Source organism: Candidatus Pelagibacter sp. PS_23 (assembly GCF_059417905.1).
In genome coordinates this window covers 196,808-207,697 of record NZ_CM182071.1, presented here as the reverse complement: position 1 = coordinate 207,697, position 10,890 = coordinate 196,808, and the positions used below count along the sequence as shown (strand labels likewise).

Annotated in this window: 11 protein-coding genes and 1 tRNA gene; 5 read left to right on the top strand and 7 right to left on the bottom strand. The window is 30.9% G+C overall.

The window, feature by feature from the left end; genetic code table 11:
- Positions 1–18: 18 nt before the first annotated feature.
- A complete protein-coding gene (locus AC5SLY_RS01130) occupies positions 19–1,032 on the top strand; it encodes a polyprenyl synthetase family protein (protein WP_494598941.1) in 1,014 nt (337 codons plus the stop codon).
- On the opposite strand, the gene pdxH is transcribed toward AC5SLY_RS01130, so the two are convergent.
- Complete coding sequence (gene pdxH, locus AC5SLY_RS01125; protein ID WP_494598940.1) at positions 1,029–1,655, bottom strand: pyridoxamine 5'-phosphate oxidase; 627 nt, start codon at positions 1,653–1,655, stop codon at positions 1,029–1,031. The genes AC5SLY_RS01130 and pdxH overlap by 4 nt on opposite strands.
- 33 nt (positions 1,656–1,688) lie before the next feature.
- Between pdxH and aroC the strand changes: the two genes are divergently transcribed.
- A complete protein-coding gene (aroC, locus tag AC5SLY_RS01120; protein ID WP_494598939.1) occupies positions 1,689–2,771 on the top strand; it encodes a chorismate synthase in 1,083 nt (360 codons plus the stop codon).
- Positions 2,772–2,781: 10 nt separating this feature from the next.
- On the opposite strand, the gene dxs is transcribed toward aroC, so the two are convergent.
- The 3 genes from dxs to AC5SLY_RS01105 are packed head-to-tail and all read right to left on the bottom strand — an operon-like array spanning position 2,782 to position 5,802.
- Positions 2,782–4,695, bottom strand: coding sequence for a 1-deoxy-D-xylulose-5-phosphate synthase (dxs, locus tag AC5SLY_RS01115; protein WP_494599120.1), 1,914 nt, complete (start codon positions 4,693–4,695; stop codon positions 2,782–2,784).
- On the bottom strand, positions 4,695–5,567 hold the full coding sequence (locus AC5SLY_RS01110) for a polyprenyl synthetase family protein (RefSeq protein WP_494598938.1): 873 nt from the start codon (positions 5,565–5,567) through the stop codon (positions 4,695–4,697). The genes dxs and AC5SLY_RS01110 overlap by 1 nt, the downstream gene beginning before the upstream one ends.
- Complete coding sequence (locus AC5SLY_RS01105) at positions 5,557–5,802, bottom strand: hypothetical protein (RefSeq protein ID WP_018413890.1); 246 nt, start codon at positions 5,800–5,802, stop codon at positions 5,557–5,559. The genes AC5SLY_RS01110 and AC5SLY_RS01105 overlap by 11 nt, the downstream gene beginning before the upstream one ends.
- 20 nt (positions 5,803–5,822) lie before the next feature.
- Here AC5SLY_RS01105 and AC5SLY_RS01100 point away from each other — a divergent pair, with 20 nt between their 5' ends.
- Positions 5,823–6,755 (top strand): L-threonylcarbamoyladenylate synthase, encoded by a 933-nt coding sequence (locus AC5SLY_RS01100; RefSeq protein ID WP_018413889.1) that lies wholly within the window; start codon positions 5,823–5,825, stop codon positions 6,753–6,755.
- 16 nt (positions 6,756–6,771) lie between these two features.
- On the opposite strand, the gene AC5SLY_RS01095 is transcribed toward AC5SLY_RS01100, so the two are convergent.
- A tRNA-Arg gene (locus AC5SLY_RS01095) sits at positions 6,772–6,848 on the bottom strand.
- Positions 6,849–6,871: 23 nt separating this feature from the next.
- On the opposite strand from AC5SLY_RS01095, the gene AC5SLY_RS01090 reads away from it, so the two are divergent.
- Together AC5SLY_RS01090 and rpoH are read left to right on the top strand one after the other, a co-directional pair.
- Positions 6,872–7,852, top strand: a complete 981-nt coding sequence (locus AC5SLY_RS01090) for an RluA family pseudouridine synthase (protein ID WP_026225053.1) — start codon at positions 6,872–6,874, stop codon at positions 7,850–7,852.
- A gap of 54 nt (positions 7,853–7,906) precedes the next feature.
- Positions 7,907–8,788, top strand: coding sequence for an RNA polymerase sigma factor RpoH (rpoH, locus tag AC5SLY_RS01085; RefSeq protein WP_018413888.1), 882 nt, complete (start codon positions 7,907–7,909; stop codon positions 8,786–8,788).
- Here the strand turns inward: rpoH and AC5SLY_RS01080 are convergent.
- Both AC5SLY_RS01080 and thiD read right to left on the bottom strand, forming a co-directional pair.
- Entirely contained in the window at positions 8,785–10,077 is a 1,293-nt protein-coding gene (locus tag AC5SLY_RS01080) for an adenylosuccinate synthase (protein ID WP_494598936.1), read from the bottom strand. The genes rpoH and AC5SLY_RS01080 overlap by 4 nt on opposite strands.
- Positions 10,077–10,889: a bifunctional hydroxymethylpyrimidine kinase/phosphomethylpyrimidine kinase gene (gene thiD, locus AC5SLY_RS01075; protein WP_006997300.1), complete on the bottom strand. Its 813-nt coding sequence runs from the start codon at positions 10,887–10,889 to the stop codon at positions 10,077–10,079. Before thiD ends, AC5SLY_RS01080 begins: the two co-directional genes overlap by 1 nt.
- Between the last annotated feature and the right edge of the window lies 1 nt (position 10,890).

Genomic DNA, 10,890 nt, shown 5'->3' with positions numbered 1-10,890 from the left:
TATACTAACTTATTTTTTATGGGAACTGTAGTTCAGCTAAGAAACCAAATAAACAATTCATATTATCAACTAAAGGATTCCGTTGATGAAAAATTAGTTTTAGTTGAAGAAAAAATTAAATCAAAACTCTTGAGTGAAGTTGATCTAGTTCAGAAAATGACTGAATATCATATCGACACCGGTGGAAAAAGATTAAGAGCCCTACTAACTCTTGGATCGGCTAAGTTGTGTGGCTATACTAAAGGAGGTCGAGATATTAATTTAGCAGCATGTGTAGAAATGATACATGGAGCAACTTTAATGCATGATGATGTTATTGATCTTGGAAATATTAGAAGAGGTAAAAAAACATTAAATTCAATTTGGGGAAATCACTCCTCTGTATTAATTGGAGACTATCTTTTAAGTAGATGTTTTGAGATGATGGTAGAAGATGGAAACATAGAAGTCTTAAAACTTTTGTCCTCAACCTCATCAAAGATTGCTCAGGGAGAAGTATTGCAACTACAACACAAAGGTGAAGTTGATATGTTAGAGGAAACCTATTTCAAAATTATTACAGCAAAAACAGCTGAGCTTTTCTCTGCAGCAACTAAAGTTGGTGCAATTTTATCAAATGCAGAAACAAAAGAAAAAGAAGCACTAGAGTTTTATGGAAAAAACTTAGGCTTAACATTTCAAATTGCTGATGACACCTTAGATTATAATTCTGATCTAAATTTTTTTGGCAAAAAAATTGGTAAAGATTTTCTTGAAGGTAAAATTACCCTACCTGTTATTTTATTATTTCAAAATGTATCAACAACAGAAAAAGATAAATTAAAAAATATTTTTCAACAAGAAACAAGATCAAATGAAGATTTAAATTTTACTTTAGAGCTTATTAAGAAATACAACGTAATCAATGAATGCTACAAAAAAGCTGAACATTTTATTAACCTTGCATCGAATTCTTTAACAGTCTTCAAAGATAGTAATGAAAAAAAGATTTTGGAAAGTCTCACCTCGTTTAGTCTACAAAGAACTTTTTAAGGACTTAATAAAGATTTAGCCCAGTTACCCTTATTATCCTTAGTGTATTTTAATCTTTCGTGAATTCTACTATCTCCATCCAACCAAAATTCTATACTTGCAGGTATTAAATTCCAACCTGACCAATGCTCTGGTCTTGGAACATCATCTTTATTACTATATTTATTCTTATATTCTTCTATTGAGTTTAAAAGCTCATCTCTATTATTTAATATCGTGCTTTGTTTTGAGGCCCATGCTCCAATTCTGCTCTCATAACCTCTACTGTTATAATATTCATCTGCCACTTCATTAGAAACTTTTTGCACCATTCCATTAATTCTTACTTGTCTTAGAAGGCTTTTCCAATGAAAACACATGGATGCTTTTGGATTTTTTTTTAATTCATTTCCCTTTTGACTATTTAGATTGGTATAAAAAACAAATCCATCTTTGTTAAAATCTTTTAATAAGACCATTCTAATTGATGGAAAATTATTTTGATCTGATGTGGCTAAAGCTAGTGCATTTGGATCATTTAACTCTGTTTTTTTTGCTTCATTCATCCAAACTTCAAATAAATCTATTGGATCAATTTTATCTAAAAAGCATTTATTAAGGCCTAATGAGTTTTTTTGATTCATAATTTTAACAAAATAATCTATATACTATAGATAATGTCATTTAATACTTTTGGAAAGCAATTTCGTTTCACAACATGGGGAGAATCTCATGGACCAGCATTAGGCTGTGTCGTTGATGGTTGTCCACCAAATATAAACTTGAAAGAGCAAGATATTCAAGTTGAACTAGATAAAAGAAAACCAGGACAATCAAAATTTACAACACAGAGAAAAGAAGATGATAAAGTGCAAATTTTATCTGGTGTATTTGAGGGCAAAACGACTGGAACACCTATTTCTTTAATTATTTACAATCAAGATATGAGGTCGAAAGATTATGGAGATATCAAAGATAAATTTAGACCTGGACACGCTGATTTTACGTACTTTAAGAAATATGGAATAAGAGATTACCGTGGCGGTGGAAGATCCTCTGCAAGAGAAACAGCTGCAAGAGTTGCTGCGGGTGCAATTGCTAAAAAAGTTTTAGAGAATAAATTAGGTAAAAAATTTAAAGTTGTAGGGGCTGTTACTCAATTAGGAATATTGGGATGTGATACTAGAAAATGGAACGATCTAACAATTAACAAAAATCCCTTTTTTTGTCCTGATAAGAATATGCTGAAACTTTGGGAAAAATATTTGTTAGATATAAGAAAGTCTGGATCATCTTGTGGAGCAGTTATTGAAGTAAGAGCCAGAGGAATTCCAGTTGGTTTAGGTGCTCCAATTTATTCTAAATTAGATATGGATATTGCCTCTGCAATGATGAGTATTAATGCTGTTAAGGGTGTTAATATTGGCTCAGGAATGAACTCTGCTCAATTAAGTGGAGAGCAGAACTCAGACGAAATTTCACAAAAAGGTAAAAAATTAAAATTTAACTCTAATAATGCAGGTGGAATTCTTGGTGGTATTTCAACAGGACAAGAAATTGTTGTTTCATTTGCTGTTAAGCCAACATCATCGATTTTAACAACTAGAAAAACTATAGATAAGTTTGGAAAAAATACTACAATTTCTGTTAAAGGTCGACATGATCCTTGTGTTGGCATTCGTGCTGTTCCAGTAGGGGAAGCAATGATGAATTGTGTTTTATTAGACCATTATCTAATGAACAAAGCTCAGTGTAGCTAATTTTTTAAATTTAATTTTTAACTACTTTTATCGACTCTTTTGTAAATAAAATATCTAGTATTTTTTTTGATATTTGAGATGCATTAAGACCAGCAACATCATACATTTTCTTCGGACTATCTTGTTCAATAAAAATGTCAGGTAATATCATGGTTCTAAATTTTAAACCTTTATCGAATATACCTTTTTCTGATAATAAATTTTCCACATGAGAGCCAAAACCTCCAATGGACCCCTCTTCTACAGTAATCATAACCTCATGTTCTCTCGCACACTTTAAAATAAGTTCTTGATCCAAAGGTTTAGCAAAACGTGCATCAACTATCGTTGAATCAATTCCTTTATTCTTTAATTCTGCAGCTGCAATTTTACATTCTTCTAATCTAGTTCCTATGCTTAAAATACAAACCTGTTTCCCTTCTTGAATAACCCTTCCTTTTCCTATTTCTATTTTTTCATCTATTGATGGTAATTCCACTCCAATACCAGTTCCTCTTGGGTATCTAATAGCACAAGGTTTGTCATTAATAATTGTCGAGGTATTTATCATTTTAACTAGTTCTGATTCATCACTTGGTGCCATTACTATAAAATTAGGAAGAGTAGAAAGATAAGTAATATCGAATGAGCCAGCATGAGTTGATCCATCAGCGCCTACTAGACCTGCTCTATCTATTATAAATCTCACAGGTAAACTTTGAATAGCCACATCATGAACCACTTGATCATAAGCTCTTTGTAAAAAAGTCGAATAGATTGCTACATATGGCTTATAACCTTCAGTAGCTAATCCTGCAGCAAAAGTAACACCATGCTGTTCAGCAATTCCAACATCAAACATTCTTTTTGGAAAATCTTTAGCAAAAATATCCATGCCTGTTCCACCTGGCATAGCAGCAGTAACTCCTACAACCTTGCTGTCTCTTTCTGCGTGCTTAACCAGTGTGTTTGCAAAAACTTTTGTATAAGCTGGAAGATTTGTTCCACTTTTTACCTGTTCACCAGTTACAACATTAAATTTTGAAACACCATGATAATGATCACTAGCTTTTTCAGCATAAGAATAGCCTTTACCTTTTTGAGTTTTTACATGAATCATAATTGGACCTTGATGCTTTGAGTCTCTTGCATTTTTTAGAATTGGTATGAGTGTGGACAAATCATGTCCATCTATTGGACCAACATAATAAAAACCTAAAGAATTAAAAAGAGTACCACCAGTTACAACTGATCTTAAAAAATCCTCAGCTTTTCCAGCTTTTGCACTAAATCTTTTGGAAAAAGCAGAAACTATTAATTTGAACGTTTCTCTTAAACTAAAATAAATTTTTCCTGTTAAAAGTTTAGCTAAATAGGCTCTCATAGCTCCTACTGGTTTTGCAATCGACATATCGTTATCATTTAAAATAACAATCATTTTAGTTTTTGAAGCACCAGCGTTATTCATTGCCTCATATGCCATACCAGCACTAATTGCACCATCTCCTATGACTGCAATTATATTGTTTAATTTATTAGATAATTTGTTTGCTTCTGCCATACCTAGAGCAGATGATATTGATGTTGAGCTGTGTGCTGCACCAAATGGATCATACTCACTCTCAGATCTTTTTGTAAAACCAGACAATCCATTACCTTGTCTCAAAGTTTTAATTTTTGACTTTCTTCCAGTCAATATTTTATGTGGATAAGTTTGATGGCCCACATCCCAAATCAACCTGTCATTTGGAGTGTCAAATACGTAATGCAAGGCAACAGTTAGCTCAACAACCCCAAGACCTGCACCTAAATGTCCTCCCGTTTCAGATACTGCATCAATCATTTCTTTTCTAACTTCGTTAGAAACTTCTTGAAGATCACCCTCTGATAATTTTCTTAAATCAGAAGGAAAATTAATATCTTTTAAAAATTTGTAGTCTTGCATCATTTATTTCTTTTTAAAATGTAGTCTAAGGTTTCATTTAAACTATTAGTTTTTAAACTATATTTATTTAAATCTTTAATTATTTTAGACTTAATTTTATCAGCATATTTAATAGCATTTTGATATCCTAGTAAATTAATTAAAGTAGCTTTACCTTTTTTCTTGTCTTTACCTGTTATTTTACCAGCAATGACTGTAGAGCCTTTAAAATCTATTAAATCGTCAGCAATTTGAAATAAAAGTCCAATATTTGATCCTATATTTTCAAAAAACTTTATTTGTTTATTGCTTTTTCTCTTAATAATAACTGGAGCAGCACAACAAAAGCTAAAAAGCTTACCAGTTTTTTTTATTTCCATGTCTATTATTTTATTTTTAGAAACTTTTTTTTTTTCAAAATTAAGATCTAAATATTGGCCACCAGCTATTCCTAGATGTCCAGAAGACACAGATAGTTTTTTTACCAGATCTACTTTTATTTTTTCATTTATCTTTAAGTTCGAACTAACTAAGATTTCAAAAGCCATTGTTAAAAGTGAGTTTCCCGCAAGTACCGCCGTTGATTCTCCAAATTTAATATGTGTAGAAATTTTTCCTCTTCGCATTTTATCATCATCCATGCACGGTAAATCATCATGTATTAAGGAATAAGCATGAATGCACTCAACTGCAGCACCAATAGAAATTAATGTTTTATAATTAATTTTAAATATAGCTCCTATATCAATTAAAATTTTTGATCTAATTTTTTTTCCACCTGGAAATAACCCATATTCCATAGCAGCTATTAATTCTGTTCTTTTTTGTCTTTTAATAAATCGCTTTAAAAATAAGTTTGTATCTTTTGCTATTCTAGCAAGTTTATTTTGCATTTTTTTTTGAACTTATATTATTAATTTTTTTTTTTGTTTCTTCATTGATCATTTTTGAAGTTTTATAGAATTTTTTTTCAATAATATTATTTAATTTTAATAATTGCTGGTATGAATCAATTGAATTCTGCAAGTCTTTCTCTGACTCTAAAGATTCAATAATATTATTTGCCTCTTTTGTTAACTCCTCAAGAGACAGTGTGTTATTATCAAGTGGTAAATTTTTATCTTTCATATAATAATAATTATTAATACATGAAATCTAATCAATCAAATATCAAAAAAGCAAAAAAATACCTTGATAAAAATTACTGTATTGGCGTACCTACTGAAACCGTTTATGGTCTAGCCGCGAATGCATACAAGAATTCAGCAGTAAATAAGATTTATAATTTAAAAAAGAGACCAAAAAACAACCCTTTAATCGTACATTATCACGATATCGATTCTCTTAAAAAAGATTGCTTGATAAATGATAATTTTATTAAACTTTATAAAAAATTTTCACCTGGCCCAATAACATACGTATTACAATTAAAAAAAAACTCTAAGATTTCAAAATATGTAACTAATAATAAGAAAAGTTTAGCAGTAAGATTTCCAAAACACACAATATTTAAAAATTTACTAAAACAGCTAGATTATCCATTAGCTGCACCTAGTGCTAATATTACAACTAAAGTAAGTGCTGTTAATGCAAAAGATGTTAAAGAAGAATTCGGTAATAAAATTAAATATATTTTAGACGGAGGTACTTGCGCTATTGGAATAGAGTCTACAATAGTTAATCTTACAGCTAGACCAACTATACTGAGATTAGGAGGTCTAGATATTTCAAAAATTCAAACAGCTTTAGGTTTCAAGATGAATATATCTACCAATCCTAAGAAAAAAATAGCCCCTGGTCAATCACGGCTACATTACTCTCCTGGTATTCCTTTAAGAATGAACGTCACAAAACCAAAAAATGATGAAGCTTTCATATTAATTAAGAAAAAGAAAACTAAACCCAAAAATTATTTTTATTTAACTTCGAAAAGTAATTTAGATGAAGCAGCAAAAAACCTTTATTCGTGTCTAAGAAAAATAAAAAATGAGGGTTATAAATCGATTGCTGTGGAAAAGATTCCTAATATAGGGCTTGGTAAAGCTATAAATGATAGATTGCGGAGGGCATCAAAGTATTAGACATTTTGTTTGGTTATGGTGCGCCTGCTAGGAGTCGAACCCAGAACCTCCTGATCCGAAGTCAGGCGCTCTATCCAGTTGAGCTACAAGCGCATATAGTATTAATATTACATTTTATGGAAAAAAACATTAATTTAATAGTTGGTGAAGATGAGAATAATCTCAGGCTTGATGTATTCATTAATAAAAGAGAAAACTTAATTAGCAGATCCAGAATTAAGAATTTAATTCTTAAAGAAAAATTAAAAATAAATGATCAAATTATTAATAGTCCCTCAAAAAAAGTACTGAGTGGAGATGAGATAAATCTTCAAATTCCAGAACCTAAAGAAGCATCATTAAAGCCATATAATTTTAAGTTACAAATTGTTTATGAAGATGATGATTTGCTAATAATCAACAAGCCGGCAGGTATAATCATGCATCCAGGTGCAGGAAATTATGATGAAACAATTGTTAACGCCTTAATGCATTATAACAAGGACTCGTTATCCACAATAGGTGATGAACTAAGGCCTGGCATAGTTCATAGGATTGACAAGGATACTTCAGGATTAATAGTTATTGCTAAAAATAATGAAACACACGAAAACTTATCACATCAATTTAGTGAGCACACAATTACGAGAGTTTATCAGCTTTTAATTTGGGGGAAACTTAGACCATCCTCTGGAAAAATTGATACGTTTATAACTAGAAGCTCAAAAAATAGACAGATGATGGAAGTTAGCAATTCTAAAGGCAAAAGAGCAATCACTAATTACAAAACAATTGAGATTTTTGAAAATGATAAAACTCCTACATTAAGCTTAGTGGAATGCAGATTGGAAACTGGAAGAACGCATCAAATAAGAGTTCACATGACACATATGGGTAATAGTATTATGGGTGATGGAAAATATAAAAAAAAATATAAAAAACTTAAAAATATCGATACTAGTTTAGAAAATTTAATTTATAAATTAGATAGACAATTTTTGCATGCTCAAACATTGGGGTTTATTCACCCAAGAACTAATGAGGAAATGGTTTTTACCTCAATTTTGCCACAAGAACTTGAAAATATTTTAGTATTGCTTAGAAATACTGGCAAATAAAACCTTGAAATAATACTATAGTCAATTAAATAAATACAACTTATGAGTACTACAATGAATAGTAATCTTCCCGCACTTTCTAATGAAGGTGGTTTATCAGCTTATCTGGAACAAATTAAAAAATTTCCTATGCTGGCAGCAGAAGAAGAATATATGCTTGCAAAAAATTGGAAGGCAACAGGGAATGTTAAAGCTGCAGAAAAACTTGTTACTAGTCATCTAAGACTCGTTGCAAAAATTGCGATGGGTTACAGGGGATACGGTCTTCCAGTAAATGAAATGATTTCAGAAGGAAATGTTGGGCTAATGCAAGCTGTTAAAAAATTTGAACCTGAGAAAGGATTTAGATTAGCAACTTATGCAATGTGGTGGATTAGAGCTTCTATACAAGAATATATTCTAAGATCTTGGAGCTTAGTAAAAATAGGAACAACAACTGCACAAAAAAAATTATTTTTCAATTTAAAGAAAATTAAAAATCAAATCGCTCCTCAATCTGAAGGTGATTTAAGACCTGAGCATGTAACTGAAATTGCAAACAAGTTAGATGTCAACAAAGATGAAGTAATTTCAATGAACAGAAGACTATCTGGCAAAGAATTTTCTTTAAATGCGCAAGTTGGAGAAGATGGTGATGAGTGGCAAGACTGGTTGGTAGATAAAGAGCTTGATCATGATCTGAAATTTGCACATCAAGAAGAAATGGGACAAAGACAAAGCTTACTTAAAGATTCTATAAAAATTCTTAATGAAAGAGAAAAAGAGATTTTATACTCTAGAAGATTAAATGATGAACCTACAACACTTGAAGATTTAAGTAAAAAATACAAAATTAGTAGAGAAAGAGTTAGACAAATTGAAAATAAAGCATTTGAGAAGCTTCAAAAACACATGTTATTATCTGCTAAATCTAAAAATCTACTTCCAGCGAACTAAACCTCAAAAGGATTTTCTAAAAGAATAGTATCTTCTCGTTCAGGGCTTGTTGAAATACTTGAAACTTTTGTTCCAATAAAATCTTCTAATGCGTAAATATAATTTTTTGCATTTTCTGGTAAATTTTCAATATTTTTTATTCCTTGTGTGGAACTTTTCCATCCAGGAAAAGTTTTATAAATTGGTTTAATTTTTAGCTGATCCTCAACTGCAGCTGGTAAGTAATCCATTTTTTTACAATCAAGCTCATACTCAACACACATCTTAATTTCATCTAATTCATCTAAAACATCTAATTTAGTTAATGCTATTCCGTCTATACCTGAAATTTTAATTGTTTGTCTAACCAAAACACCATCAAACCAACCACACCTTCTTTTTCTACTAGTGACAGTCCCAAATTCTTTGCCTCTTGAACCAAGCAATTCTCCGATATCATTTGTTAACTCAGTTGGAAAAGGTCCTTCGCCAACTCTGGTGGTGTAAGCTTTTGTTATTCCAAGAACATAATGAATAGAATTAGGACCACAACCAGTTCCTGTTGCAGCCGCAGATGCAACAGTATTGGATGATGTTACAAAAGGGTACGTTCCATGATCCACATCTAGTAGTATTCCTTGTGCACCTTCAAATAATATTCTTTTTTTTTGTTTCTTAAATTCATCAATTCTAAGCCAAACAGGTTGAGAAAACTTTAATATTTCTGGAGCAATTTTTAAGAGTTCTTCTTTAAGATTATCTTTTTCAAAAATTTTTTTACCTAACCCTTTTCTAATTGCATTATGATGAAGAAGCACTGTTTCCAATCTATGGTCTAGATTAGTCTCAGATCTTAGATCCATAACACGGATTGATCTTCTTCCCACTTTATCTTCATAGGCTGGCCCAATTCCTCTTCTTGTTGTTCCAATTTTTCCTTTTCCAGCAGCATCTTCTCTTATTTCATCCATCTCTCTATGAAATGGTAAAATAAGATTTGCAGATTCTGAAATTATAAAATTATCCACATTAACCTCAACACCCTTAGATTTAATTTCCTCTATTTCCTCTAATAGTGCCCAAGGGTCAACAACAACTCCATTTCCTATAATAGAAATTTTATTTTTTCTTACAATTCCAGAAGGTAGTAATCTTAATTTATAAGTTGTTCCATCAATTACTAATGTGTGTCCAGCATTGTGTCCTCCTTGAAAACGAATAACAACATCTGCTTGGTCTGATAGCCAGTCGACTATTTTACCTTTTCCTTCGTCACCCCATTGAGATCCAACAACTACAACATTTTTCATTATCTAAATTTTTTTTCTATTGTTACTGAACTTAAATGGTTGATAGGCCCATGACCTTTACCGAATTTAAGGTTTGAATTTATTGAATTGTGTACATACTTAGTTGCAAGCTCACAAGATCTCTTTAAGGTTTTTCCACATGAAAAAAATGTAGAAATAGCAGAAGAAAGGGTGCAACCAGTGCCATGTGTATTCCTGGTTGTAATTCTTTTATTTTTTATAATGAAAATTTCATTTTTGTTTACAAAAATATCTTGGACGATTTTAGATTCTAAATGACCACCTTTTATAAAAACATTTTTTGCTCCTAATTTTATTAGTATGCTGGCAGCAAAAATCATATCTTCTTTTGTTCTTATTTTAGTTTTAGTTAATATTTCAGCTTCTGGAATATTTGGAGTAATTAGGCTAACTTTTTTAATTAGTTCATTTTTTAATAACTGAATTGCCTTATCATCAATAAGTTTTGCACCACCTTTAGCTACCATAACAGGATCTAAAATTATTTTTTTAACTTTAATAAGATTTAATGAATGAATTACTGATTTTATTACTTTTGTAGAATGCAACATTCCAATTTTTATGGCATCAGGTTTAATGTCTTTTGAGGTAAATTCTATTTGATTTGAAATTTCCTTAGGATCAATTGGTACTATTGATTTTACACCTGTTGTATTTTGGATTGTGACAGCTGTTATTGCTGTCATGGCATACGAACCTAAAGCTGTGATAGTTTTAATATCAGCTTGGATGCCAGCACCACCAGATGAATCTGATCCAGCAATAACTAATATTTTAGATTTTGGTTTCAAT

Excerpts from the sequence above, each read along its gene's own strand:
- AC5SLY_RS01090 (WP_026225053.1), top strand. The coding sequence starts at position 6,872 with ATGGAAAAAAACATTAATTTAATAGTTGGTGAAGATGAGAATAATCTC.
- dxs (WP_494599120.1), bottom strand. The coding sequence starts at position 4,695 with ATGCAAGACTACAAATTTTTAAAAGATATTAATTTTCCTTCTGATTTA.
- aroC (WP_494598939.1), top strand. The coding sequence starts at position 1,689 with ATGTCATTTAATACTTTTGGAAAGCAATTTCGTTTCACAACATGGGGA.
- AC5SLY_RS01110 (WP_494598938.1), bottom strand. The coding sequence starts at position 5,567 with ATGCAAAATAAACTTGCTAGAATAGCAAAAGATACAAACTTATTTTTA.
- AC5SLY_RS01100 (WP_018413889.1), top strand. The coding sequence starts at position 5,823 with ATGAAATCTAATCAATCAAATATCAAAAAAGCAAAAAAATACCTTGAT.
- AC5SLY_RS01105 (WP_018413890.1), bottom strand. The coding sequence starts at position 5,802 with ATGAAAGATAAAAATTTACCACTTGATAATAACACACTGTCTCTTGAG.
- AC5SLY_RS01130 (WP_494598941.1), top strand. The coding sequence starts at position 19 with ATGGGAACTGTAGTTCAGCTAAGAAACCAAATAAACAATTCATATTAT.
- rpoH (WP_018413888.1), top strand. The coding sequence starts at position 7,907 with ATGAATAGTAATCTTCCCGCACTTTCTAATGAAGGTGGTTTATCAGCT.
- AC5SLY_RS01080 (WP_494598936.1), bottom strand. The coding sequence starts at position 10,077 with ATGAAAAATGTTGTAGTTGTTGGATCTCAATGGGGTGACGAAGGAAAA.
- pdxH (WP_494598940.1), bottom strand. The coding sequence starts at position 1,655 with ATGAATCAAAAAAACTCATTAGGCCTTAATAAATGCTTTTTAGATAAA.